This is a genomic window from Kutzneria sp. CA-103260 (genome assembly GCF_018263855.1).
GTDB lineage: Bacteria > Actinomycetota > Actinomycetes > Mycobacteriales > Pseudonocardiaceae > Kutzneria.
On the sequence record NZ_CP073318.1, the window covers coordinates 11026199 to 11051164 of the forward strand.

At 70.4% G+C, this 24966-nt stretch carries 27 protein-coding genes; 18 read left to right on the top strand and 9 right to left on the bottom strand.

The genetic code is table 11. From position 1 onward, the window contains the following. The first annotated feature begins 146 nt into the window (after positions 1-146). Complete coding sequence (locus JJ691_RS49550; protein ID WP_211766296.1) at positions 147-1040, top strand: hypothetical protein; 894 nt, start codon at positions 147-149, stop codon at positions 1038-1040. Here JJ691_RS49550 and JJ691_RS49555 read toward each other — a convergent pair. Genes JJ691_RS49555 through JJ691_RS49565 form a run of 3 tightly spaced genes read right to left on the bottom strand, consistent with a single transcriptional unit; the run spans position 1011 to position 4191 of the window. Further along, positions 1011-1865 (bottom strand): SDR family oxidoreductase, encoded by an 855-nt coding sequence (locus tag JJ691_RS49555; protein WP_211766297.1) that lies wholly within the window; start codon positions 1863-1865, stop codon positions 1011-1013. The genes JJ691_RS49550 and JJ691_RS49555 overlap by 30 nt on opposite strands. Then, positions 1862-3325 (bottom strand): flavin-containing monooxygenase, encoded by a 1464-nt coding sequence (locus JJ691_RS49560; protein WP_211766298.1) that lies wholly within the window; start codon positions 3323-3325, stop codon positions 1862-1864. Before JJ691_RS49560 ends, JJ691_RS49555 begins: the two co-directional genes overlap by 4 nt. Beyond that, positions 3322-4191 carry a patatin-like phospholipase family protein gene (locus tag JJ691_RS49565; RefSeq protein WP_211766299.1) on the bottom strand — a complete coding sequence of 290 codons (870 nt, stop codon included), beginning with the start codon at positions 4189-4191 and terminating at the stop codon, positions 3322-3324. Before JJ691_RS49565 ends, JJ691_RS49560 begins: the two co-directional genes overlap by 4 nt. Before the next feature lie 81 nt (positions 4192-4272). Between JJ691_RS49565 and JJ691_RS49570 the strand changes: the two genes are divergently transcribed. Next, positions 4273-4860, top strand: a complete 588-nt coding sequence (locus JJ691_RS49570) for a TetR/AcrR family transcriptional regulator (protein ID WP_211766300.1) — start codon at positions 4273-4275, stop codon at positions 4858-4860. A 64-nt stretch (positions 4861-4924) separates the two neighbouring features. Here JJ691_RS49570 and JJ691_RS49575 read toward each other — a convergent pair whose 3' ends face one another. Further along, positions 4925-6154: an MFS transporter gene (locus JJ691_RS49575; protein ID WP_211766301.1), complete on the bottom strand. Its 1230-nt coding sequence runs from the start codon at positions 6152-6154 to the stop codon at positions 4925-4927. A 53-nt stretch (positions 6155-6207) separates the two neighbouring features. On the opposite strand from JJ691_RS49575, the gene JJ691_RS49580 reads away from it, so the two are divergent. The 3 genes from JJ691_RS49580 to tatA all read left to right on the top strand — a co-directional run bounded on the left by JJ691_RS49580 (position 6208) and on the right by tatA (position 8562). Continuing rightward, the gene (locus JJ691_RS49580; RefSeq protein ID WP_249227537.1) at positions 6208-6723 is read left to right on the top strand and encodes an ArsR/SmtB family transcription factor; all 516 of its coding nucleotides are present in this window, start codon (positions 6208-6210) and stop codon (positions 6721-6723) included. Between the two features lie 42 nt (positions 6724-6765). Continuing rightward, positions 6766-8211 (top strand): GTPase HflX, encoded by a 1446-nt coding sequence (gene hflX, locus JJ691_RS49585; protein ID WP_211766302.1) that lies wholly within the window; start codon positions 6766-6768, stop codon positions 8209-8211. A 66-nt stretch (positions 8212-8277) separates the two neighbouring features. Then, positions 8278-8562, top strand: coding sequence for a Sec-independent protein translocase subunit TatA (tatA, locus tag JJ691_RS49590; RefSeq protein ID WP_211766303.1), 285 nt, complete (start codon positions 8278-8280; stop codon positions 8560-8562). A gap of 73 nt (positions 8563-8635) precedes the next feature. On the opposite strand, the gene lexA is transcribed toward tatA, so the two are convergent. Further along, positions 8636-9352, bottom strand: a complete 717-nt coding sequence (gene lexA, locus JJ691_RS49595; protein WP_211772233.1) for a transcriptional repressor LexA — start codon at positions 9350-9352, stop codon at positions 8636-8638. Between the two features lie 204 nt (positions 9353-9556). Here lexA and JJ691_RS49600 point away from each other — a divergent pair, with 204 nt between their 5' ends. The 5 genes from JJ691_RS49600 to JJ691_RS49620 all read left to right on the top strand — a co-directional run bounded on the left by JJ691_RS49600 (position 9557) and on the right by JJ691_RS49620 (position 14541). Beyond that, positions 9557-9982 carry a hypothetical protein gene (locus JJ691_RS49600; protein ID WP_211766304.1) on the top strand — a complete coding sequence of 142 codons (426 nt, stop codon included), beginning with the start codon at positions 9557-9559 and terminating at the stop codon, positions 9980-9982. A gap of 231 nt (positions 9983-10213) precedes the next feature. Further along, the gene (gene nrdR / locus JJ691_RS49605; protein ID WP_211766305.1) at positions 10214-10708 is read left to right on the top strand and encodes a transcriptional regulator NrdR; all 495 of its coding nucleotides are present in this window, start codon (positions 10214-10216) and stop codon (positions 10706-10708) included. Between the two features lie 81 nt (positions 10709-10789). Continuing rightward, positions 10790-13570 carry a vitamin B12-dependent ribonucleotide reductase gene (locus tag JJ691_RS49610; RefSeq protein WP_249227538.1) on the top strand — a complete coding sequence of 927 codons (2781 nt, stop codon included), beginning with the start codon at positions 10790-10792 and terminating at the stop codon, positions 13568-13570. A 99-nt stretch (positions 13571-13669) separates the two neighbouring features. After that, a complete protein-coding gene (locus tag JJ691_RS49615; protein WP_249227539.1) occupies positions 13670-14113 on the top strand; it encodes a prevent-host-death protein in 444 nt (147 codons plus the stop codon). 65 nt (positions 14114-14178) lie between these two features. Further along, positions 14179-14541 (top strand): cytotoxic translational repressor of toxin-antitoxin stability system, encoded by a 363-nt coding sequence (locus JJ691_RS49620; protein ID WP_249227540.1) that lies wholly within the window; start codon positions 14179-14181, stop codon positions 14539-14541. A 55-nt stretch (positions 14542-14596) separates the two neighbouring features. Here the strand turns inward: JJ691_RS49620 and JJ691_RS49625 are convergent, their stop codons facing one another. Beyond that, positions 14597-15076 (bottom strand): MarR family winged helix-turn-helix transcriptional regulator, encoded by a 480-nt coding sequence (locus tag JJ691_RS49625; protein WP_211766307.1) that lies wholly within the window; start codon positions 15074-15076, stop codon positions 14597-14599. A gap of 113 nt (positions 15077-15189) precedes the next feature. On the opposite strand from JJ691_RS49625, the gene JJ691_RS49630 reads away from it, so the two are divergent. Then, a complete protein-coding gene (locus tag JJ691_RS49630) occupies positions 15190-16386 on the top strand; it encodes an FAD-dependent monooxygenase (protein WP_211766308.1) in 1197 nt (398 codons plus the stop codon). Between the two features lie 57 nt (positions 16387-16443). Next, complete coding sequence (locus JJ691_RS49635) at positions 16444-17559, top strand: aminoglycoside phosphotransferase family protein (protein ID WP_211766309.1); 1116 nt, start codon at positions 16444-16446, stop codon at positions 17557-17559. On the opposite strand, the gene JJ691_RS49640 is transcribed toward JJ691_RS49635, so the two are convergent. Together JJ691_RS49640 and JJ691_RS49645 are read right to left on the bottom strand one after the other, a co-directional pair. Then, positions 17560-18552, bottom strand: coding sequence for a glutathione S-transferase family protein (locus JJ691_RS49640; RefSeq protein ID WP_211766310.1), 993 nt, complete (start codon positions 18550-18552; stop codon positions 17560-17562). A gap of 92 nt (positions 18553-18644) precedes the next feature. Then, the gene (locus tag JJ691_RS49645) at positions 18645-19625 is read right to left on the bottom strand and encodes an aldo/keto reductase (RefSeq protein WP_211766311.1); all 981 of its coding nucleotides are present in this window, start codon (positions 19623-19625) and stop codon (positions 18645-18647) included. 59 nt (positions 19626-19684) lie between these two features. Between JJ691_RS49645 and JJ691_RS49650 the strand changes: the two genes are divergently transcribed. Then, complete coding sequence (locus JJ691_RS49650; RefSeq protein WP_211766312.1) at positions 19685-20602, top strand: LysR family transcriptional regulator; 918 nt, start codon at positions 19685-19687, stop codon at positions 20600-20602. Positions 20603-20723: 121 nt separating this feature from the next. Continuing rightward, entirely contained in the window at positions 20724-21884 is a 1161-nt protein-coding gene (locus tag JJ691_RS49655) for an NAD-dependent formate dehydrogenase (protein WP_211766313.1), read from the top strand. Between the two features lie 3 nt (positions 21885-21887). Here JJ691_RS49655 and JJ691_RS49660 read toward each other — a convergent pair whose 3' ends face one another. Further along, positions 21888-22262: a DUF4267 domain-containing protein gene (locus JJ691_RS49660; RefSeq protein ID WP_211766314.1), complete on the bottom strand. Its 375-nt coding sequence runs from the start codon at positions 22260-22262 to the stop codon at positions 21888-21890. Positions 22263-22357: 95 nt separating this feature from the next. Between JJ691_RS49660 and JJ691_RS49665 the strand changes: the two genes are divergently transcribed. From JJ691_RS49665 to JJ691_RS49680, 4 genes are all read left to right on the top strand, one after another. After that, complete coding sequence (locus JJ691_RS49665; protein ID WP_211766315.1) at positions 22358-22933, top strand: TetR/AcrR family transcriptional regulator; 576 nt, start codon at positions 22358-22360, stop codon at positions 22931-22933. Between the two features lie 28 nt (positions 22934-22961). Beyond that, positions 22962-23693: an SDR family oxidoreductase gene (locus JJ691_RS49670; RefSeq protein ID WP_211766316.1), complete on the top strand. Its 732-nt coding sequence runs from the start codon at positions 22962-22964 to the stop codon at positions 23691-23693. A 112-nt stretch (positions 23694-23805) separates the two neighbouring features. After that, on the top strand, positions 23806-24018 hold the full coding sequence (locus tag JJ691_RS49675) for a hypothetical protein (protein WP_211766317.1): 213 nt from the start codon (positions 23806-23808) through the stop codon (positions 24016-24018). Next, a complete protein-coding gene (locus tag JJ691_RS49680) occupies positions 24015-24878 on the top strand; it encodes an ADP-ribosylglycohydrolase family protein (protein WP_211766318.1) in 864 nt (287 codons plus the stop codon). The genes JJ691_RS49675 and JJ691_RS49680 overlap by 4 nt, the downstream gene beginning before the upstream one ends. The last annotated feature ends 88 nt before the right edge of the window (positions 24879-24966 follow it).

Genomic DNA, 24966 nt, shown 5'->3' on the forward strand with positions numbered 1-24966 from the left:
CTTGACGCAAAGCGCATCGTCAGGCAGTTGGCGACAGTTACCTCTGCATGTGGCTGCGTGGCCAGACCGTGATGTTGGGGCCATGTGTGCCAACGTGTGTCCGTTCTGTTCAAGACAGGGGGTCATGGACCCGGCATGCTGGGGTCATGACCATTGACCTCTCGCGTGCGGCAGCGTTTTTGGCGGGGCATGGGCGGGTGCTTGACCGGCGGCGGTTCGAATTGATGGTGGGCCGGGCGGACAGCGGTGCGGTGTTGGCCGCGGTGGACGGTTATCGCAATGCGGACGGGGGTTATGGGTGGGGGCTGGAGCCGGATCTGCGGGCGGCGGAAAGCCAGCCGGGTGGGGCGCTGCACGCGTTTGAGGTGTTCGCGGAAGTGGCGCCGGTGTCGACGCCGCGGGCGGCGGAGTTGTGTGACTGGCTGGACTCGGTGACGTTGCCGGACGGCGGCCTGCCGTTCGCGTTGCCGGTCGCGGACGCGACGGCCTGCGCGCCGTTCTGGGCACAGGCTGACCCGACTGTGTCGACGTTGCAGAGCACGGCATTCGCCGCCGGGGCGGCGCACCGGGTTGCGGCGCATGATCCCGCGGTTGCCGGACATCCCTGGCTGGCGCGGGCGACGAGGTACTGCCTGGACGCCATCGCCGGACTGCGGACGCAGCCGCACGCCATTGCCCTGGCCTTCGCCGTGCGGTTTCTGGACACCATTCACGGCAGTCATCCGGAGGCCGCGGACCTGCTGACCCGGCTCGGAAAGTTCGTGCCGGACAGCGGCTTCGCCCCGGTCGAGGGCGGCATCGAGGGGGAGACCCTGCGTGCGCTCGACTTTGCCCCGGTGCCGGGAAGCCCGGCGAGCACGCTGCTGCGCCCCGGCGTGATCGAAGCCGAACTGGACCGCCTCGCCGAACGACAGCAGGACGACGGCGGCTGGACCGTCGACTTCGCCAGCTTCTCCCCGGCCGCCGGCCTGGAATGGCGCGGCTACGCCACAGGGCAGGCCGTGTCGACGCTACGCCGAGCCGGAAGGCTGCCGATCTGACGCCTGGTCGATGATGGTCCGCTCGTACGCGGCACGGGCCGACGGGTCGACGGAGGTCAGGGCGCGGCGGTCGCCGATGAGGCGGCGGCCGAGGCGCAGCAAGGGTTCCGGCGCGACGGCGTGGATGAGGTCCCACGCGGCGAGGTAGCCGGGCACGGGGATCTCTGCGCGGCGGGTCTTGACGCTGCCGAGGACGGCGTGGGCGACGGTGGAAGGGTCGACGGTGGGGAGGCCGCGGCCGAGGGGAACGCCGGAGGCGAGGCGGGTGCGGACGGCGGAGGGGAGGACGGCGCTGAGGCTGACGCCGGTGTGCGCGTACTCGGCCCGAACGGCGGCGGTGAGGCCGACGGCGGCGAACTTGCTGGCGTTGTAGACGGCCATGCCGGGGATGGGGATCTTGCCGGCCATGGAGGCGATGTTGACGACGTGACCGCGGCGGCGGGCGATCATGTGGGGCAGCACAAGGCGCATGCCGTTGACCAGGCCCCAGAGGTTGACGTCAAAGGTGGTGCGGGAGGTGGCCTCGGGCTCGTCGAGGAAGCCACCCAGGGGCATGACGCCGGCGTTGTTGACGAGCACGTCGATCCGGCCGAAGCCGTCCAACACGGCGGAAACGCAGTCGGCGTAGGAACTGCGCGCGGAAACGTCCACTGTGTACGGATGGCCGCCGAGCTCTCGGGCGGCATCGGTGGCGCCGTCGAGATCGGCCACGCACACGGTGGCGCCGCGCCGGGCGAACAACTCGGCGGTGGCGCGGCCGATGCCCCGGGCGCCGCCGGTGATCAGGACGACGGCGCCGTCGAGGTCGATCTTCGGATACCTCATGCCTTGGCCCCTTCCCGGAGGTGCTCGCCGACGCGGTAGTCGGCGGGATCGAACCGCCCGAGCAGCTCGATCACGCGATCGGTGGACCACGGCCAGGAGAAACTGTTGCGGCCGTTGGCATCGATGTAATAGCTGCGGCAGCCGCCGGCGTGGTAGGCGGTGCCGGGCAGCGCGGCCTGCACCCGGGCGTTGAAGGCGTCCTGCACCGGCCGGCGCACCTCAAGGGTGGTCCGCAGGTGCCGCAGCGCGTTCATGATGTACGTCAGCTGGGCCTCGATGAGCACGAACGCCGAGTTGATGACGCCCACGCTCGGGCCGAGCACCAGGAACAGGTTGGGGAAGCCGGCGACGGTGGTGCCGAGATACGCCTGCGGGCTGCCCTGCCAGTGGTCGGCCAGGCTGGCCCCGTCGGCGTCGAAGACCCGCTCGGCGATGGGCAGGTCGAGGATGCGGAACCCGGTGCCGAGGATGATCGCGTCGACCTCGGCGGTGGTCCCGTCGGCGGCGATCACGGTGTTGCCGCGGATCTCCGCGACACCGGTGGCGTGCACCTGGACGTTGGGGCGGGTCAGCGCGGGGTAGTAGTCGTTGGAGACCAGCGGACGGGTGCAACCGACCGGGTAGTCCGGGGTTACCTTGCGCCGCAACGAGGGATCGCTGATGGCCCGCCTGATGTGCGCTTTGGCGATCGCCCGCAGCACGGGCTGCGTCCGCAGGTGGCGGAAGGCGAAGCCGAGGCCTTCCAGCGTCCGGTATTCCAGGCCGCGCAACGCGGCCCGCGCACGATGCCAGCGCAGCAAGCGCCGTTCGACCTGGGGAATGTGGTGATCGGGCTTGGGTAGCACCCACTGCGGGGTGCGCTGGAACAGATGCAGCTGCCGCACGGCCGGCGCGATGGCCGGCACGAACTGCACTGCCGACGCCCCGCTGCCGACCACCGCGACGCGTTTGCCGGTCAGGTCGACGTCGTGGTCCCAGCGCGAGGAGTGGAACACCGGCCCGTCAAAGTCTTGCAGGCCAGGGATGTCCGGCAGGTTGGGCGTGTGCCACGGCCCGGCGGCGGCGATGATCGCCCGGGCCGTGATCTCGCCGTCGCTTGTGGACAGTCGCCAGCGCAGCGCCGCCGCGTCCCAACGGGCCTCATGCACCTCGACGCCAAGTCGCAAATGCGAGGTGACGCCGAACCGGGTTGCCGTGTCGCCCAGGTAGGCCAGGATCTCCGGCTGCTTGGCGAAAACCCGGCTCCACTCCGGGTTGGGCGCGAACGTGTAGGAGTACAGCCGGGACGGCACGTCACAGCCGCAGCCCGGATAGGTGTTGTCCCGCCACGTGCCGCCGACAGCGTTTCCCTTCTCCAGCACCACGAAGTCGCGCACGCCCTGATCGAGCAGCCGCACCGCCGCGCCGATCCCGGACGCCCCGGCCCCGATCACCACGACCTCGTACTCACCTGTTGTCATCGCAGTGCTCCTTGTCGGGCCAGTGCCGCGCGCAGGGCGAGCAGCCGTCGTCGCGGATCCATGAAGTTCGGGCCCATCACGGCCAGTTCGGCTGCCGATGGACACAGCAGCGTGACCCGCACGCCGGTCGAGGCCAGCAGCGCGGTCTCACGGACCAGGCCACGGCTCATCGGCTTGCGCAGCAACGACTCCAGCCGGCCGCCGAGCCCGCCGACCCGGGCCCCGTCGGTGGACGCCATTGGTGCGATCACCACCACTTCGTCCAGGCCGAGGCCGGCCGCCAGGTCGGCGGAAGCGGTCGAGGTGACGCCGCCGTCCAGGTAGCGCCGGCCGTCGATCGTGACCGGCGGATACCAGCCGGGGACGGCCCAGGACGCGCGCACCGCGTCCCGCAGGGGCACTTCGGGCGCCTTGAATGCCACTCGCTCGCCAGTGTCGGCGTCCACGGCGATCAGTCGCACTGCCGGATTCGGGATCAGGTCGTCCACGAGGTCGTCGAGGAAGGCCGGGTCGGTACGGCCGGCTGGCGCCAAACCCGCCAGCGTCATCAGGCTTCCCCGACGACGCGTCGCCAGTCGCCACGACGGTCGGCCAAACGGAAGCGCTGGTCGCGGCGCCGGAGGCTGAGCGCAGAACCGGCGTGCCGACGGGCGGGCGGCCGGGTCGTCGTGGTGGGCGGCCAGCAGTTCGTCCACGCCGACGCCCGCGCCGAGCATCGCCGCCAGGCTCGCGCCGCACGAGGTACCCACGATCACCGACGCCGTTCGCGGATCCCAGTCCCAAGCCCGGGCGATCGCCGCCAGCGCGCCCACCTGCCACGCGCCGCCGACCGTGCCGCCGCAGCCGAGCACCAGACCCCGCTCCATCAACCCTCCCGGCAATCGAGATAACGTCGATATCTAAATAAGCATGCTATCTCGATGGCGTCAACAGGTAGGATCGCCGCCGTGCCGCGACTGACCCGGGCCGAGACCCAGACCCGCAACCGCGAACAGGTGCTCAAGGCCGCGCGAGAGCTGTTCCTGCGGGACGGCTACCGGGCCACGTCGCTGGCCGCCGTCGCCGACGCCGCAGGCTTCTCCACCGGGGTCGTGTACTCCAACTTCAGCGGCAAGCCCGAGCTGGCATTGCTTGTGGTGCAAGGAATCCAGGCCGAGCACACCGAGTCGCTGCGCGCCACCCTCGACCACGCGCGAACGCCGCAGGAGCTGGCCCGGGGCCTGCGGGACTGGGCCGAGCAGGCGTTCGCCTCCGGCTGGCCCCGCTTCGAGCTGGAGTTCGCCCTCGACACCCGCTCGGATCCCCGCATCGTCGAGGCCTTCGTCGAGCGCCAGCGCTACGGCGCGGGCCTGGTCGCCGAGATCATCCGCGAGCGCCTGCCCGCTGACCTGGTCGCCGTCCTGCCCCTGGACGCCATCGCCGACGCCGTCATCGACCTGCTCATCGGCTTCGCCATCCGCCGCCTCATCGATCCCGACGCCTCCCTCGACCGGGTGGAATCCCTGCTGCGGGCCACGCTGGCGTTCCAGGACTGAACGGGCCTCGTGCGGGCGGCGCCAGGTGCTAGTCCAGCGCCGCCCGCACGGGCGCCCACACAGGTCAGACGGCCTGCGTGGTCGGGAGGTCGCGCATGGTGCGCAACGGGGAGGCGAGCAGCCAGCCGACGGCCAGGATGCCGCCGACGGCGCCGACCCAGAGGGCGCCGCGAGGGGTGAGCCAGGTGGCGAGTGCGCCGCCGAGCAGGCCGCCGATGGGCAGGGTGCCCCAGACCAGGAAGCGCACGGAGGCGTTCATCCGGCCGAGCAGGTGATCGGGGCAGATGGCCTGCCGGTAGCTGACCTGGGCGACGTTGTAGACGATGGCGCCGAAGCCCCAGGCGAGGCCGGAGACGGCGAACAGGGAGAGGGACCAGCCGGGCTGGGCGAGCGGCATCAGGACGGCGAACGGCCCGGCGACGAGCTGGGACAGCCAGACGATGCGGGCCTGCCCGAAGACCCGGGCCAACCGGGTGGCGGTGAGGCCGCCGAGCACGGCGCCGATGCCGGAGGCGCTCATCAGCAGGCCGGCGACGCCGGTGGAGAGTCCGAGCTGGCGGATGAGAAACAGCAGCATGGCGGCGGCGGAGATGCTGAAGAAGAGGTTGGACGTCCCGGTGCAGAAGGTGATGGCCCGCAGCGTCGGCTGGTGCAGCACGAACCGCAGCCCCTCGGCGATCTCGGCGCGCATGCCCCGGCGTTCACCCCGCATCGGCGCGGGCTCGACGGTGCGGATCCGCAGCAGAAACAGGGCGGAGGCGAGGAAGCCGAAGGCGGTGGCGAGCACGGCGGTGGCGGCGCCGACGACCTGCACGAGCAGGCCGGACAGGGCGGGCCCGGAGACCTGGGCGGCGGACTGGCTGACCTGGAGCTTGGCGTTGCCCTCGACGATGTGCTCCCGCCCGACCAGCGACGGCAGGTAGGACTGGTAGGCCACGTCGAAGAACACGGTGAGCAGCCCGACCAGCAGGGCGACGACGATCAGCTGGCCGATGGTCAGCACGTGCAGCCACCACGCGACGGGAATGGTCAGCAGCAGCACGAACCGGCAGAGGTCGGCCCGCAGCATCAGGGGCCGCCGGCGCAGCCGGTCGACCAGGACGCCGGCGGGCAGCCCGACCAGCAGGAACGGGGCGGTCTCGGCGGCGGACAGGGCGCCGACCTCGAACGGGGTGGCGGCGAGCTGGGTGACGGCCAGCGCGGGAATGGCGAACTGGCCGATGGCCGCGCCGAACTGGCTCAGGGTGTCGCCCGTCCACAACCGAACGAAGTCGCGGTGCCGCAGCAGGGACATGCGCACAGCCTGGCCGCACTGATTGGAAACTGTCAATCAGTTATTCTGGACGGGTGCCGCTCGCCGTCAAGAAACGCCCCGCGACCAGGGCCGAGGCCGCCGCGCTGGCCTCGGACGTGCGCCTGCGCATCATCCGGCTCACCCAGGGCCGCGCGATGACCAACAAGGAACTCGCCGCGGCGCTGGGCAAGGATCCGGCCACGACGCTGCACCACGTGCGCAAACTCGTGGACACGGGCTTCCTGGTCGAGCAGCCGCCCCGGCGCGGCACCCGCGGTTCGCGGGAGAAGCCGTACCTGGGCACGCAGCTGTCCTTCGGCCTGAACTTCGAGGAGACCGAGGAGCGGGCGGCGGTCAGCGAAGCGGCGCTGGGCGCGTTCCTGGGGGAGATCGCCGACCTCGGGGTGGGCGCCGCCGACCTGACCCGCGTCGTGGTCCAGCTGCCGGCCGAGCAGACCAGGGAGCTGCTGTCCCGGCTGCACGCGGTGCTCGTCGACTACGTGGACCTGCCGTACGACCCGGCCGCCGAGCGCACCGCGATCTTCCTGGCCAGCTACCGCAGCGCCTGATCGGTAACGGAGTGGACAGCACGTGGGACAATAGATGTCAAGATGACGGATACCTACGCATTCGATCCTGACGACGCGGCCGACGACGAGCTGCTGTCGACAGGCGACCTTGAACTTGCCGACCGCGCGGCGCTGCGCCGCATCGTGGGGCTGTCCACCGAACTCGAGGACATCACCGAGGTCGAGTACCGACGGCTCCGGCTGGAGCGGGTGGTGCTCGTCGGGGTGTGGACCGAGGGCAGCGCCGCAGACTCCGAGGCCTCGCTGGCCGAACTGGCCCGGCTCGCCGAGACAGCGGGCTCCCAGGTGCTGGAGGGCCTGATCCAGCGGCGCGACCGCCCGGACCCGGCCACCTACGTCGGCTCGGGCAAGGTGCGCGAGGTGCGGGACGTGGTCGTCGCCACCGGCGCCGACACGGTCATCTGCGACGGTGAGCTGTCCTCGGGCCAGCTGCGCAACCTGGAGGAGAAGCTCAAGGTCAAGGTGGTCGACCGGACCGCCCTGATCCTGGACATCTTCGCCCAGCACGCCCAGTCCAAGGAGGGCAAGGCCCAGGTCGAGCTGGCCCAGCTGCAGTACCTGCTGCCGCGGCTGCGCGGCTGGGGCTCGGCCATGTCCCGGCAGGCCGGCGGCCGCGCCGGTGGCGCGACCGGCGGTGTGGGTCTGCGCGGTCCCGGTGAGACCAAGCTGGAGACCGACCGCCGCCGCATCCACAAGCGGATCTCCAAGCTCCGCAAGGAGATCGCCGCGATGAGCGTGGTGCGGGAGACCAAGCGTGGCCGGCGGGTGGCCAACGACGTGCCCAACGTGGCGATCGTCGGCTACACCAACGCCGGCAAGTCCAGCCTGCTCAACGCCATCACCCAGGCCGGCGTGCTGGTGGAGGACGCCCTGTTCGCCACCCTGGACCCGACCACCCGGCGCTCGCAGACCCCGGACGGCCTGTCCTACACGCTGACCGACACCGTCGGCTTCGTCCGGCACCTGCCGCACCAGATCGTCGAGGCGTTCCGCTCCACCCTGGAGGAGGCCGCCGACGCCGACCTGCTGCTGCACGTGGTCGACGGCTCCGACCCGCGGCCGGAGTGGCAGGTCAACGCCGTGCGCGAGGTGCTCGGCGAGATCGGCGGCAAGCTCAACCGGTCGATGCCGGCCGAGCTGGTCGTGGTGAACAAGACCGACGCCGCCGACGAGGTGGCCCTGGCCCGGCTGCGCAACCTGCTGCCGGGGGCGGTCTTCGCCTCGGCCCACACCGGCGACGGGGTGGACGCGCTGCGGGACGAGATCGCCGGCCGGATCCCGGCCCCGAACATGGTGGTGGAGGTGCTCGTGCCGTACACGCGGGGCGAGCTGGTGGCCCGGGTGCACGCGCAGGGCGAGGTGCTCGCCGAGGACCACACCCCGGAGGGCACGGTGCTCAAGGCCCGGGTCCGCGCCGACCTGGCGGGCGCTCTCGAGGCGTTCGCCGTGAACGGCTCGCCCGCCTGAGTTCCACCGGGGTTCCGTGGCGGTTACTGTAGGGGGACGAGGTTCATGCGGTGAGGAGGAAAGGCTATGGGCTTGGGCGAGTTCGGCCCCTGGCATATTGCGATCGTGGCGCTGGTGTTCGTGCTGCTGTTCGGCGCGCGGAAGCTGCCTGACGCGGCTCGCGGCATCGGACAGTCGCTGCGCATCTTCAAGGCCGAGATGAAGGCGGGCATCGACGGCGAGCCGAAGCCGGCCGAGACCCCCGCGCCCGCGCAGCCGGCGTCGACGGCGCAGTTCGCCGAGCCGCTCCCGGCCGCCCCGGTGGCGCAGCCCGCCGTCACGACTCCCGCGCAGCAGCCGACCACGAGCTGAGGCGCGTGTGACATGAAGGGGCCCTTCCTGACGTTGAACGTCAGGAAGGGCCCCTTCCACATGTCGGCGGAGATCAGAGGCGCCGGAGCACCGCGACCACCTTGCCCAGGATCTCGGCCTCGTCACCGAGGATCGGCTGGTACGCCTCGTTGTGCGGCATCAGCCAGACGTGGTCCTCGCGCCGCTTGAACGTCTTCACGGTGGCCTCGCCGTCGATCATCGCGGCCACCACGTCGCCGTTCTCCGCGGTCGGCTGCTGGCGCACCGCCACGAAGTCGCCGTCGGTGATGGCGGCGTCGACCATCGAGTCGCCGACCACCTTGAGCAGGAACAGCGAGCCCTCGCCGACGATCTCCTTCGGCAGCGGGAACACGTCCTCGAACGACTGCTCGGCCAGGATCGGCCCACCGGCGGCGATCCGGCCGACCAGCGGCACGTAGACCGGCTGCACCCCGGGCGCGGCGGCGGCGCCGGTGACGGCGGCCCCCTCGCCGGTGAGCATGCCGACCGCACGCGGCCGGTTGGCGTCGCGGTGCAGGTAGCCCTTGCGCTGGAGCATCTTCAGCTGGTGCGACACCGACGAGGTCGAGGTCAGGCCGACGGCGTCGCCGATCTCGCGGATGCTCGGCGGGTAGCCGCGCCGCTCCACCGACTCCTGGATGACGCGCAACACCTTGCGCTGACGCGGGGTCAGCCGCGGGTCCTGTGACGGCGAGTCCTCCGCCTCGTCGATCACCTCGACCTCGGCCACGGGACCTCCTACGTCGCTCTCGGCGCCCTTGCGTGCCATCACGCTGCCCTCCTCCTCGACGCCGACCTCCCTGGCGGCGCCCCATGCCCAGTGATCTTCAGTTTCCAACGGTAGCCCGCCGGGCCGATTCGATCAAACACCTGTTCGAAGGACACGCCGTCCAAGTCTCGACCCGGTGGGCTCGGTGTGGTACATCTTCGCACGGACGTTCGATAGAACGCCTGTTCGATCATGGGAGGCGAAATGGCGACCCAGGAGCTCCTGATCAGGCCCGGCACCCGCCGCACCCGGGTGCTGCGCACCGGCGCGGGCGACTTTCGCCGCCCTCCCGGCCGCCCCCGTCCGGTCACCGCTCCCGGTGTCGCGGCCTCCGCCGCCTGTGCTCCCGAGCGTCTGTCCGGCGGCCTCCAGCTCGCCCTGGTCGGCGTGCTCACCTTCGTGGCCTGCCTCGGCCTGGCCGCGGTGAACGGCCTGTCCTCGGTCGGCTCCCAGCCGGTGCCCTCGGGGGTGGCGACCGTGCAGGCCCAGACCGGCGAGACGCTGCCCGAGTTGGCCCACCGGATCGCCCCGAACAGCCCGGTCGACGACGTCGTGGACCGCATCGTCACGCTCAACCGCCTGGCCGACCGCACCCTGCACGCGGGCCAGCCGCTCCAGGTCCCCGCCTAGCACATCACCCGATCGTTGTTTCACCCGAGTGCCTGAGTGACATTCGGCGCACTATCTCTCTCATGACCCGGTCGGACGGCGTGTCGCGGTTTGCTTCCTAGCCTCGCGAGGCATACCTTCTACCCCTACATCTAGTGGGTAGCAGCGCCGTAGCCGTCCACAAGTTGTGGGTAACCGCCCTCAACCTGTGGACTACTGCGACCGCTGCACGTCGGGGAGGGGGTTGGCGCCGTGCGATGCCCGTTCTGTCGGCATCCGGACTCCCGGGTGGTGGACTCGCGGGAGGTCGAGGAGGGCCAGGCGATCCGCCGGCGCCGCTCGTGCTCCCAGTGCAGCCGTCGGTTCACCACCGTCGAGGAGGCGGTGCTGGCCGTGGTCAAGCGGTCCGGGGTCACCGAGCCGTTCAGCCGGGACAAGGTCGTCACCGGCGTCCGACGCGCCTGCCAGGGGCGACCCGTCGACGAGGACGCCCTGCAGCAACTCGCGCAGCGGGTCGAGGAGTCGATCCGCTCCACCGGCTGCGCCGAGATCCCCAGTCACGAGGTCGGGCTGGCCATCCTGGGCCCGCTGCGTGACCTGGACGGAGTCGCCTACCTGCGCTTCGCCAGCGTCTACCGCTCGTTCTCCTCGGTCGAGGACTTCGAGAAGGAGATCGCTGAGCTGAAACGCGCGGAGCAGATACCAACTGGGCAGATGCCAGCTGGTCAGGAGCCAGCCGCCGAATAGATGACCAGACGCAGGTTTCGCCGTCCCGTGCTCGGGGCGGCCATGTTGACGCGCAAGAAAACGGAACGAGAGGGCACGGTCATGACGAAGGCCGTCGGCAGGACAGGGTTGAACGTGCAGCGGGTCTACACGACCGAGGGCGTCCATCCCTACGACGAGGTGACCTGGGAGCACCGCGACGTCGTCATGACGAACTGGCGCGACGGCTCGGTCAACTTCGAGCAGCGCGGCGTTGAGTTCCCCGACTTCTGGTCGGTCAACGCGACCAACATCGTGACCAGCAAGTACTTCCGCGGCGCGGTCGGCACCGACGTCCGGGAGCGCAGCCTGCGCACGCTGATCGACCGGGTCGTGCAGACCTACGTCAAGGCCGGCGTCGAGCACCGCTACTTCGCCGACGACAAGGCCGCCGAGATCTTCGAGCACGAGCTGACCTGGATGCTGCTGCACCAGGTGTTCAGCTTCAACTCGCCGGTGTGGTTCAACGTCGGCACCGCCTCGCCGCAGCAGGTCAGCGCCTGCTTCATCCTGGCCGTGGACGACACCATGGAGTCGATCCTCAACTGGTACCGGGAAGAGGGCCTGATCTTCAAGGGCGGCTCCGGCGCCGGCCTGAACCTGTCCCGCATCCGGTCCTCCAAGGAGCTGCTGTCCTCCGGCGGCACCGCCTCCGGCCCGGTCTCGTTCATGCGCGGCGCCGACGCGTCGGCCGGCACCATCAAGTCCGGCGGCGCCACCCGCCGGGCGGCCAAGATGGTCGTGCTCGACGTCGACCACCCGGACGTCGAGGAGTTCATCGAGACCAAGATGCGCGAGGAGGACAAGGTCCGCGCGCTGCGTGACGCCGGGTTCGACATGGACCTGGGCGGCAAGGACATCGTGTCCGTGCAGTACCAGAACGCCAACAACTCGGTGCGCGTCTCCGACGAGTTCATGCACGCCGTCGAGGCCGGCGGCCAGTTCGGGCTGCGAGCCCGGCAGACCGGCGAGGTCATCGAGACCATCGACGCGAAGTCGTTGTGGGGCAAGCTCTCCCAGGCCGCGTGGGCCTGCGCCGACCCGGGCATCCAGTACGACGGCACCATCAACGACTGGCACACCTGCCCCGAGTCGGGCCGCATCACCGCGTCCAACCCGTGCAGCGAGTACATGCACCTGGACAACTCCAGCTGCAACCTGGCGTCGCTGAACCTGATGAAGTTCCTGCGCGAGGACGGCACCTTCGACGCGCCGCGCTTCGCCCAGGCCGTCGAGCTGGTCATCACCGCGATGGACATCTCCATCTGCTTCGCGGACTTCCCGACCGAGCCGATCGCCGACACCACGCGCAAGTTCCGCCAGCTGGGCATCGGCTACGCCAACCTGGGCGCGCTGCTGATGGCCACCGGCCACGCCTACGACTCCGACGGCGGTCGGGCGCTGGCCGCGGCCATCACCTCGCTGATGACCGGCACCGCCTACCGGCGCTCCGCCGAGCTGGCCGGCGTCGTCGGCGCGTACGAGGGCTACAAGCAGAACGCCGAGGCCCACCAGCGGGTCATGCGCAAGCACGCCGCCGCCAACGACCTCATCCGCACGTACCACTCGAACGACGCGGCCGTGCAGAAGCTGGCCACCACCGAGTGGCAGAAGGGCCTTGAGGTCGGCGCCCGCAACGGCTGGCGCAACGCGCAGGCCAGCGTGCTCGCGCCCACCGGCACCATCGGCCTGATGATGGACTGCGACACCACCGGTATCGAGCCCGACCTGGCCCTGGTCAAGTTCAAGAAGCTGGTCGGCGGCGGCTCCATGCAGATCGTCAACCAGACTGTGCCGCGTGCCTTGAAGGCCCTGGGCTACCAGCAGGAGCAGATCGAGGCCACCGTCGAGTTCATCTCCGAGCACGGCCACGTCATCGACGCTCCCGGCCTGCGGCCCGAGCACTACGAGGTGTTCGACTGCGCCATGGGCGAGCGTTCCATCGCGCCCATGGGCCACGTCCGGATGATGGCCGCCGTGCAGCCGTTCATCTCCGGCGCCATCTCCAAGACCGTCAACATGCCGGAGTCGGCGACCGTCGAGGACGTGCAGGAGATCTACTTCCAGGGCTGGAAGCTGGGTCTCAAGGCGCTGGCCATCTACCGCGACAACTGCAAGGTCGGCCAGCCGCTGTCCGCCGGCAAGGGCAACACCTCGACGGCCGAGGCCAAGACCGCGGAGACCATCGTCGAGTACCGGCCGGTGCGCAAGCGCCTGCCCAAGAAGCGCCCGTCGCAGACCGTGTCGTTCACCGTCGGCGGGGCCGAGGGCTACCTGCACGCCGGCTCCTACCCCGACGACGGCCTGGGCGAGATCTTCATCAAGCTCGGCAAGCAGGGCTCCACCCTGGCCGGCGTGATGGACGCCTTCTCCATGTCCATCTCGGTGGGCCTGCAGTACGGCATCCCGCTGGAGTTCTACGTCTCCAAGTTCCAGAACCAGCGCTTCGAGCCCAACGGCATGACCGACGACCCCGACGTGCGCATCGCCACCAGCGTCGTCGACTACCTGTTCCGCCGCCTCGCCCTGGACTACCTCCCGTACGAGAAGCGGTCCGAGCTGGGCATCTTCACCGCCGACGAGCGCACCGCCCAGGTCGCCGCCGACTACGGCCAGGTCGACCTGGAGGCCCTGCAGGTCGGCGTCGAGGCCCCCTCGGCCGAGAAGTCCGTGGAGAAGTCGGCCAAGCCCGCCGGTGAGGCCCACAGCTCCACCGAGCTGATCGAGCTCACCCTCGGCAAGGCCGCCGACGCCCCGCTCTGCATGACCTGCGGCACCAAGATGCGTCCTGCCGGCTCCTGCTACGTCTGCGAGGGCTGCGGCAGCACCTCCGGCTGCAGCTGATCGATCGGCACGGCTCCCTCGGTCCGTCGCGGGCCGAGGGAGCCGCTGGCGGCATCCCTAAGTACGTGACGTACTTGACGTACTTCCTGCTGGCGAGAGATGCTGGTGGGGACCGGGGAGGCTGACATGTCCGCTGCTCACTACGACAGCTATACCGAGGCGCGTGCGCATCTGAAGGACCTGCTGGACGCCGCGGAGCGGGGACGGGTCGCCACGATCCGGAGGGACTCGGCGACGGCGGCTCTTGTCGACGTCGACCGGATGCGCCACTTCCTTGCGTCGATCATTCCGTCGAGGGCCGAGGTTGTGTCCGAGGCCGGAGGGTGGTCGGTGTTCATCCCGGGATTGCCGGTCGCCGTCGACGGATCGTCGTTCGACGAGGCGATCATGGAGATGGTCGACGCGCTGAGGGAGTACGCCGAGGACTGGCAGGAGCGCCTGCTCGACGCGCCGAACCACCGTGACAACTGGGGACTGGTGCAGTTGATCAGCTTCAGCGATGACCAGCAGTTGCGCGACTGGCTCGTCGGCGCCGCCCGGTGACGTCCTGGCCGCCGGCGACCCGCAAGGATCACGAGACGTTCTGTGTGGTGGAGGAGTGGCGACGAGTGCGGGACGCCCGAGGGCGAACTGGAACGCACCACGCCACCTATGAGCTCGACCTGCTCGACGGCAGAATTCTTCGTACCCGCATCTCACATCCGGTGGACCGCACCGACTACGGGCCAAGCATCTGGAAGCACGTTCTCCGGGATCAGTTGGACGTCGACGAGCCCACGTTCTGGTCGTGCGTCCACGACGGCATCAAACCCGATCGTGGTGCCCCCGCGCCGTCGAAGGTGGCCTTGCCGGCGGACCTTGTGTACTTGCTGATCTCAAAGGTCGGGCTCGGCGAGTCTGAAGTGGCCGCGATGAGCAAGACCGAGGCCGTAGCCAGGCTGCAGAGCTATTGGATCGAAGGCGGCAGCTGAGGATTCGTGTGAAGGGGCGTCGGCGGGATTCCGCCGGCGCCCCTTCGGCATGGGGTCACTCGATGGCGGACAGGCGGGCCGCGAGGTCGTCGAGGAAGCGGGTGAGGAGGCGGCTGAAGGTCTGGCGGTCCGGGGCGGGCCAGTCGGCCATGGCCTCGGTGATCCAGCCGAGGACGGTGTGCAGGTAGCGGCGGGCGGTGGCGGAGCCGGTGGGGGTGAGCTCGATGAGCTGGGCCCGGCGGTCGTCGGGGTCGGGGACGCGGCGGGCGAGGTCGCGGCGTTCGAGGTCGTGCAGGACGCGGGTGACGTGGGGGCCGACGACCTGCATGCGTTTGGCGATCTCGCCGACGCGCAGGGGATGACCGGCGGTCTCGACGGTGATCAGGACGGTCATGGCCGGCCGGTCGAGGGCGATCCCGGCCTGCTCCATGATGCGTTCCATCATGTGGCTGCGGTTGGCGAGGGCGCCGAGCTGGGTCAGGCGGGGCAGCAGCGCCGCCAGGTCGAGCGGGCAGCCATCGGCAGTGTCGTCCATCACACCCTCGTTAGATACCTAAGTTAGGTATATAGTTGCGGTAGGGCACGCCGCGGCGAGAGGTCGCCGCTACGTGCGAAAAGTGTACCTAACTTAGCTATCTAGGAGTGGTCATGAGGGGCAAGATCCTGATCTCCGGGGCCAGCGTCGCCGGCCCGGCGCTGGCCTACTGGCTGCACCGCCACGGCTTCGAGGTCACGGTGGTGGAGAAGGCCGACGCGGTCCGTAGCGGCGGCTACCCCATCGACATCCGGGGCACGGCGCTCGGCGTGGTCGAGCGCATGGGCATCCTGCCCGAGCTCCAGGCCGCCCACGTCGACACCCGCGCGTTCACCTTCCTCGACACCGACGGCAGCCGGATCGCCTCGCTGCGGCCCGAGGCCGTTGTGCACGGCGTGAACGGCCGCGACCTGGAGATTCGCCGCGGCGACCTCACCGCGGCCATCTACGACACCGTCCGCGACGACGTCGAGTTCGTCTTCAACGACTCCATCGCCGCCCTTGACCAGCACGAGGACCGTGTCGACGTCACCTTCCACAGCGGGACTCGCCGCACCTTCGACCTCGTCCTCGGCGCCGACGGCCTGCACTCCGGGGTCCGTCACCTCGTCCTCGGCCCAGAAGAGCAGTTTCACCGCTACCTCGGCTACTGCTTCGCCGGCTTCAGCGTGCCCAACGACCTCGGCATCTCCCACGAGGGGCTCATCTGGAACGCCCCGGGCCGGGCCGCCGTCCTCTACGGCGTCGGGGACAACGATCGGGTGCACGGCTTCCTGAACTTCACCCGCCCGGAGCCGCCGTTTGACGCCTTCCGCGATCCCGCCGCGCAGCGCGACCTGGTCGCCTCGATGTTCCCCGACGACCAGTGGGAAGTCCCGCGCCTGGTCGCCGCCATGCGCACGGCCGACGACCTGTTCTTCGACGTGGTCAGCCAGATCCACCTGCCCCGGTGGTCGGTCGGCCGGGTCGCCCTCGTCGGCGACGCGGCCTACGCCCCGTCGTTCATCTCCGGGCAGGGCACGAGCATTGCCCTCGTCGGCGCCTACATGCTGGCCGGCGCGCTCGCCACCAACCCCGACCACACCAGTGCGTTCGACGCCTACGAACGCGACACGCGGGAATTCGTGCGGCTGAACCAGGACCTGGTCGACGAGGGCGGCTCCACCTACTGGCCCGCCACCGCCGAAGCCCTGGCCCAGCGCAACGAAGCGCTGCGCGGTCTCACCACCATGCCCGCCGACGAGGACCGGCCCGCCTACACGGCGCTGGTGCTCCCCGACTTCGAAACCGCGCCCGTTGTCGGTGGCTGAGCGGTAGCCAGGCCATGAGCCGGATAATCGGTTGTCGCCGGATGTGAAAATCGGGCCATGAGCCGCACAGTCACGCTGGCGTTGGTGAAGCCGGACGGGGAGCCGCTGGGCACGACGCGGCCGTTCGATGTGGAAACGCAGTGGTGGCAGGAAGTCGCGCCGGTGGTGCAGGGGGCGCGCAGGGAATTAGGCATCGACGTGGTGGTGCTTCGCCTGGTGGCGGCGGAAAAGGCGGCGCCGCACGGTGGGGGAGTCACGTATCTGGCCGAGTACGACGGCCCGCCGCTGGAACTGGGGCCGTTCGAGCGGAGTTGGCTGACGCCGCATCCGCTGCGGATGACGTGGGCGCAACCCGGTGGCCCGGCAGCGTCATTGCGGTGGGCGGGGGTGAAAACCGGTGTGCAGCAACGGACCTGGAACCTGTCCTCGGTGTGGAAGCTGAACGGGGCGTGGTTGAAGGAAGCGCCGCCGTTCCTGCGGCACGAGGCGATCGTGTTGGAGTGGCTGGGAAAACGGCTGCCGGATCTGGTGCCTGGGGTGCTCAAGGCGGACGGGTCGAGAATGCTCCTGGCCGATGTGCCTGGTACGGATCGCTACGACGCGGAGCCGGCGGAGGTCGTCGAGATGGTGGCGGATCTGTTCGAGATCCAGTCACTGGCCGCCGGGCACGTCGACGAGCTGCTGGCGCTGGGCGTGCCGGACTGGCGTGGAAACCCCTTCACCGAAAGGGCTTCCGCGACGGCCGACGCGTACGCCGATCAGCTGACGGCCGATGAGCGGCAGAGGCTGGCGAAGCTGGTGGGCGGACTGCCGGAGCGGTTCGCGGAGTTGGCGGACTGCGGCATCCCGGACAGCCTGGTGCACGGGGACTTCCACCCGGGCAACGTTCGATCCGACGGCGTGCGCCGGGTGATCCTCGACTGGCCGGACAGCGTGATCGGCCACCCGGCGCTGGACGTGCGCGACGTACCGGAGCTGCAAGAGCGCTGGATCAGCCTGTGGCGCAAGGAGATTCCTGGTTGCGAGCCGGAGCGGGCGCTTGAGCTCAAGCGCCCGCTCGGCGCGTTGCGGGGCGCCGCGATCTACGACACGTTCCTGGCCGGCATCGAGCCGTCGGAACGGCCGTACCACGCGGCCGATCCGCTGAACTGCCTGCGTGCGGCGGTCAGCTGATCAAGCGGCGACCGGACCGTTGGCCGCCGGCACGGTCTCGGCGGCCGACGGCGGCCCGGGCGGGGTGCCGTCGCCGAACGGGCGGCCACCCAGGGTTTCCCGCCCGTGCGGCGTCAGCCAGTTCCGCAGGTCGGGCCCGGCCGGCACGACGCCGGTGGGGTTGATCGTGCGGTGCACCTCGTAGTAGTGCCGCTTGATCTGCACGAAGTCGGTGGTGTCGCCGAATCCAGGCGTCTGGAACAGGTCCCGGGCATAAGCCCACAGCACCGGCATCTCCGACAGCTTGCTCCGGTTGCACTTGAAGTGGTTGTGGTACACGGAATCGAACCGGGCCAGCGTGGTGAACAGCCGGACATCGGCCTCGGTGATGGTGTCGCCGACCAGGTAGCGCTGCCCGGCGAGCCGGTCGCTGAGCCAGTCGAGCCGGTCGAACAGCCGCCGGTACGCCTTCTCGTACGAGTCCTGGTCGCTGCTGAACCCGGCCCGGTACACGCCGTTGTTGACGTCCCGGTACACGAAGTCGTTGACCTCGTCGATCTCGGCCCGCAGCGCCGCCGGATACAGCTGTGGCGCGCCCTCGCGGTGGTGGGCGGTCCATTCCAGGGACAGGTCGATGGTCATCTGCGCGAAGTCGTTGGTGACGACCTGGCCGGTGGCGATCTCCACGATGGCCGGCACGGTGATGCCCCGCTCGTAGCCGGGGAACCGCTTGAAGTAGGCCTCCTGCAAGCGTTCGATGCCCAGCACCGGGTCCCGGCCGTCCGGGTCGAGGTCGAACGTCCAGCTGCGCTCGTCGTGCGTCGGCCCGCAGATGCCCATGGACAGCACGTCCTCCAGGCCGAGCAGCCGGCGCACGATGATCATCCGGTTGGCCCACGGGCAGGCCCGCGCCACCACGAGTCGGTAGCGGCCAGGTTCGACCGGGTAGCCGTCCCGGCCGTCGGCGGTGATCCGGGTGGTGATGTACCGCGAATCGCGGCTGTACTCCGACATGCGTCCAGTATCGGCCCGCCGCCGACGGCCCGCTGGGAACTCCGGCCGGATGGCCTGGCCAATCCCAGCGGGCACAGTCCAGCGGGGACGGCTCAGAACGCGGTGACCGGGCGGGCCAGGTAGGGCTCCGCCAGCCGGGTGACCTCCTCGTCGCTGAGCTTGAGCTCCACCGCGGCGACGGCGTCGGTGAGGTGGTGCGGCTTGGTCGTGCCGACGATCGGCGCGGTCACCGCCGGCCGGCGCATCAACCACGCCAGCGCCACCTGCGCCCGGCTCACGCCGCGTTCCTCGGCGATGGCCCCGACCGCGTCGATGATGCCCCGGTCGGCCTCGGCGGTGTGGTCGTACAGGAGCTTGGTGAACGCGTCGGTCTCGGCGCGGGCGGTGCCCTCGACACCGGCCGGCCGGGTCAGCCGGCCGCGGGCCAGCGGGCTCCACGGGATCACGCCGACGCCCTGGTCCAGGCAGTACGGCAGCATCTCCCGCTCCTCCTCGCGCTGGAGCAGGTTGTACTGGTTCTGCATGGACACGAACCGGGTCCAGCCGTTGAGGTCGGCCGCGTGCTGCATCTGGGCGAACTGCCAGGTCCACATCGAGGACGCGCCGAGGTAGCGGGCCTTGCCGGCCTTCACCACGTCGTGCAGCGCCTCCATGGTCTCCTCGATCGGCACGTCCGCGTCGAACCGGTGGATCTGGTACAGGTCGATGTAGTCGGTGCCGAGGCGGCGCAGGCTCTCGTCCACCTGGGTGAGGATCGCCGCCCGGGACAGGCCCACGCCCTTGGGGCCGGGGCCCATCATGCCGCGCACCTTGGTGGCGATGACCACCTCGTCCCGTTTCGCGAACTCCCGCAGCAGCTGGCCGGTGATCTCCTCGCTGGCCCCCAGGCTGTAGACGTTGGCGGTGTCGAAGGTGGTGACACCGGACTCGATGGCCTGCTTGAAGTACGGCCGGGACTCGTCGATGCCGAAGGACCACTGATGGGTGCCGCGGGCCGGGTCGCCGAAGCTCATGCAGCCCAGCACGACCTTGGAGATCGACAGCCCGCTCTTGCCCAACCGGAGGTATTCCATGCCGCCGACGCTACTCCGTTGGAGTAGCACCAGCTGCCCGATTCGGGGCATGCTGTGCCGTGCTGTTGCGTCAGTTGGAATACCTGGTCGCGCTGGCCCGGGAGCGGCATTTCGCCCGGGCCGCGGCGGCGTGCCATGTGTCGCAGCCGTCGCTGTCGGCGGCGATCCGCAAGCTGGAGCATGAGCTGGACGTGCCCATCGTGCAGCGGGGCCAGCGGTACGAGGGCCTGACCCCGGAGGGGGAGCGGGTGCTGCTGTGGGCCAACCGGATCCTGGCCGAGTGCGACGCGCTGCGCCAGGACCTGTCGACCATGCGCGGCAGCCTGTCCGGGGTGCTGCGCATCGGCGCGATCCCGACCGCGCTGACGGTGGCGCCGCTGCTGACGACGCCGTTCTGCCAGCGGCACCCGCACGCGCGGATCACGCTGGAGTCGTTGCCCTCCAGGGAGATCACCCGCCGGCTGGCGGAGTTCGAACTGGACATCGCGATGACCTATGTGGATGGTGACGAGCCCGACCGGCAGGTGGTTCCCCTTTACCAGGAACGGTATCTGCTGCTGACGCCGAGCGACGGCGAGTTCGCGGACCGGGAGAGCCTGCGCTGGGCCGAGGCGGCGACGGTGCCGCTGTGCCTGCTGTCGCGGCAGATGCGCAACCGGCGGATCCTGGACGAGACGTTCGCCGCGGTCGGCGCGAGCGTGGTGCCGGCGATCGAGACCGACACGGTGTCGGCGCTCTACGCGCATGTGGCCTCGCGCCAGTGGTCCAGCGTGATCTCGCACGCGTGGCTGCACATGTTCGGTGTGCCGCAAGGGATGCGCGTCGTCCGGCTGGACGATCCGCCGCGCTCGCCCCGGATCGGCCTGGTGATGGCCGGGCACGACCCGGAGCCGATGCTGGCCCGGGCGCTGGTGGACATCGCCCGTGACGTGGACGTGCGCGGCGAGCTGGACCGGGTGCTGGCTCGCCACTTGTGATGGACGCAGCCTGCGATAGGAGCCGGCTATCCCGGGATAGCGAAGAACGCTTTGACGGCTCCCGGCGGACGCGAGCATGGTCGGAGGCATCTACTCGCGACGTCGAAAATCGAGGTCAGCCATGGCAAAGGTGCTGTGCGTGCTGTACGACGACCCGACCACCGGGTACCCGACCTCCTACGCCCGGGACGACCTGCCGACGGTGCCCGGCTATCCCGGCGGGCAGACGCTGCCGACGCCCAAGGGACTCGGCTTCACGCCCGGCCAGCTGCTGGGCAGCGTGTCCGGCGCGCTGGGGCTGCGGGAGTTCCTGGAGAGCCAGGGGCACACGCTGGTCGTCACGTCCGACAAGGACCGGGAGGGCTCCGAGTTCGACCGGGAGCTGGCCGACGCGGACATCGTGATCTCCCAACCGTTCTGGCCGGCCTACCTGACCGCCGAGCGCATCGCCCGCGCCCCGAAGCTGAAGCTCGCGGTGACCGCCGGCATCGGCTCCGACCACGTGGACCTGGACGCCGCCATCGAGCACGGCGTCACCGTCGCCGAGGTCACCTACAGCAACAGCATCAGCGTCGCCGAGCACGTGGTGATGATGATCCTGTCGTTGGTGCGCAACTACTTGCCCTCGCACCAGGTGGTGCTGGACGGCGGCTGGAACATCGCCGACTGCGTGGCTCGGGCCTACGACGTCGAGGGCATGCACGTCGGCACCGTCGCCGCCGGCCGCATCGGCGCCGCGGTGCTGCGCCGGCTCAAGCCGTTCGACGTGCACCTGCACTACACCGACCGGCACCGGCTGCCCCAGGAGGTGGAGGAGGAACTCGGGCTCACCTTCCACGAGAGCGCCGCCGACATGGTCCCGTTCTGCGACGTCGTGACGATCAACGCCCCGCTGCACCCGGAGACCGAGGGCCTGTTCGGCGACAAGCTCATCGGCAGCATGAAGCGCGGGGCGTACCTGATCAACACCGCCCGCGGCAAGATCGCCGACCGGGACGCCGTGGTGCGGGCCCTGGAGAGCGGGCAGTTGGCCGGCTACGCCGGCGACGTCTGGTTCCCGCAGCCGGCCCCGGCCGACCACCCGTGGCGGACCATGCCGCACCACGGCATGACCCCGCACATCTCCGGCTCCACCCTGTCGGCCCAGGCCCGCTACGCCGCCGGGACCCGGGAGATCCTGGAGAACTGGTTCGCCGGCGAGGCGATCCGCGACGAGTACCTGATCGTCGACGGCGGCAAGCTCGCCGGCGCGGGCGCCCACTCGTACTCGACGAACAAGTAGCCGTCACCCGGCTAGCAGCAGCACGGCGGCCACCGCGACGACAACGGCCGCCGTGCCGCCGTGCATGGCCCAGGCCAGCACCTTCGAGCCGCCGTTGCGGAGCACGATGACGGCGTCGCCGATGGGCACGACGGCGGCGACGAGCAGATACCACCCCAGGGCGTGCGGGCCGGCCGCGGCCAGCATGACCAGGACGGCCACGCCCATGGCCAGATCCCGGATGCCCTTGATGTTCAACCACGCCGCGAGGGCGCCCTCCGGCCACTCCGGCAGGCCGAAGCCCTTGGCGTTGGCGGCGGGTCCGATCAGGTAGACGGCCCCCATCGCGATCACCGCCACGCCGAGCACCGCCGCCAGGATCACTGTCGCTGTGTACATCTGCTGCCACCCCTCGGGAATCTAGCGCTGCTAGGTCTTGTAGCAATGCTAGACATAGCCGCGCTTGAAAAGCTAGCGGTGCTAGGATTTCGGGTGTGACCGTGCAGCAGCGGCGCGAGCGGGAACGCGCGGAGCGCCATGACCTGATCCTCCGGACGGCTCGCGAGCTGGCCGAGGCCGAGGGCTGGGACGCGGTGACCACGCGCCGCCTGTCCCAGCGGATCGAGTACAGCCAGCCGGTGCTGTACAGCCACTTCGCCAACAAGGACGCCATCGTCGCGGCCGTCGCCGAGCAGGGCTTCGCCGAACTGGCGGCCGCCATGGCCGCGGCGCGCCGCCAGGAGGTCGAGCCGCAGGGCCTGCTCCGTGCCGTCGTCGACGCCTACCTGGGCTTCGCCGAGGCCAACCCCGTCCTCTACGACGCGATGTTCACCCTCGACGTCGGCCTGCGGTTCGCCCAGCCCGACTCCCCGCCGGCCCTGCTCGACGGCTTCGACCAGCTCGTGCGGACCTTCGAGGCGCTGGTCGACGACCCGGCCGAGATCGGCACCTTCACCGAGGTCGCCTGGGCCGCCCTGCACGGCCTGGCCACCCTGACTCGTGCCGGCCGCCTCTCCGACGGGCAACACGAAGCCCGGGTCGACCTGCTCGTCACGCGGCTGCTGTCATGAGGGGAGCGGGCGTCAGGGGGTTGCTGTCATGAGGGCCAAGATCGTGGTCACCGGCGGGACCGGGCGGCTGGGCCAGGTGGTGGTGGAGCGGCTGGCCGAGCGGGGCTGCGAGGTGCAGTCGATCAGCCGGCGCAACACCACCGTGTCGGTGGATCTGCGCAAGGGCACGAACATCGACCAGGCCATCGCCGGCGCCAGGGCGATCGTGCACTGCGCGACGACCAACGGGCGCGGGGACATCCCGGCGACCCGGAACCTGATCGAGGCGGCGAAACGGGCCGGCGGCCCGCACCTGGTCCACATCTCGATCGTGGGCATCGAGCGGGTGCCGATGCCCTACTACCGGGCGAAGCTGGCGGTGGAGCGGGAGATCGTCGAGTCGGGGCTGCCGTGGACGATCCTGCGCACCACCCAGTTCCACGAGCTGGTGGCCCAGATCCTGGGCCTGGCGGCGCGGCTGCCGGTGATGCCGCTGCCCGCGGGTTTCCGGTTCCAGCCGATCGACACCGGCGACGTGGCCGACCGGCTGGCGCGGCTGGCGCTGGGAGCGCCGGCGGGCCGGGTGGCGGACATGGGCGGCCCGCAGGTGCTGGACGTGCGGCAGCTGGCCAGCACCTATCTGATGCTGACGGGCAAGCGCCGGCCGCTGTGGTCGGTGCCGATCCCGGGCGCGGTGGCCCGCGGCTACCGGGAGGGCCACCACCTGGCCCCGGAGCACGCGGTCGGCGGGCGCACCTTCGAGGAGTTCCTGGCCGGATAAAAAGCAGGTGCCGGGAGCGGTTTTGGCTGGTACCGTCGTCGGCATGATCCTCTGAGCGCGCCTTCGTGCGACTTCATCCCCAGGTACGTGACGAACCCTCAGGAGGACAGCTATGCCCGAGCAGCATGCCGACCAGAACCCGGCCGATCAGGCCGCCGAGTCGAACGCCGTGGGCGAGGAGCCCACCGTCCGCCCCAACCGCGCGGAACGCCGCAACAAGGGCAAGGGCGTCGCCAAGACCAACGGCGTGTCCTACAACCCGCACATCAAGACGGCGAGCACCGGCCATCAGCGCCAGTACTCCAACCGTCGCAGCGGGGGATGACGCGGCTCGACCTCGCCCGTGACGCCCTGGCCGGCCTGTCGGTCGGGGACGCCCTCGGCGCGCAGTACTTCGTTCCCGGCAACGCCCTGCCGCGCATTCCGGCGGGGCCCTGGGAGTGGACGGACGACACCGAGATGGCCTGCTCGGTGGTCACCGCACTGCGGGATCGCGGCGAGATCGACCAGGACGAGCTGGCGGGCCTGTTCGCGGACCGGTGCGAGCCGTACCGGGGCTACGGCCCCGGCGCGGTGGTGATCCTGCACCGGATCCGCGACGGCGTGCCGTGGCAGACCGCGGCCGGCGCCGCCTTCGGTGGCACCGGCTCCTGCGGCAACGGCGGCGCGATGCGCATCGCGCCGCTCGGTGCGTTCTTCGCGGACGACCCGGACCGGGTGGTCGAACAGGCCACGCGGGCCTGCCAGGTGACGCACCTGCACCCGGAGGGCGTCGCCGGCGGGATCGCCGTCGCGCTGGCCGCCGCCTACACCGGCGGCTGCCGGCTCGCAGCCCAGCCGCCGACCGCCGACGGGCTGTTCGCGTTCGTGCTGGACCGGTTGCCGGACAGCGAGGTTCGCCGTCGGGTGGAGCGGGCCCGGGAGCTGCTGGGCCGGTCGGCCGCCGAGGTCGCCTTCGAGCTCGGCAACGGCTCGCGGGTGCTGGCCCAGGACACCGTGCCGTTCACGATCTGGGCCGCCGCCACCCAGCTGGGCGACTATCGCCAGGCCGTGCTGACCTGCGTCGAGGTCGGCGGCGACATCGACACCACCAGTGCGATCGTCGGCGGCATCGTCTCGGTGGTCGCCGACGTGCCGGCGGACTGGCTGGCGGCCCGCGAGCCGTTGCCGGACTGGGTCGGCTGAAAAACCGTTCGCGCCTTGATCGCTGTCACTGCTAGCTTCACGAGCATGTGCTTCGGACACCTGCCCCTGTACTTCTAAGTCCCGAGTG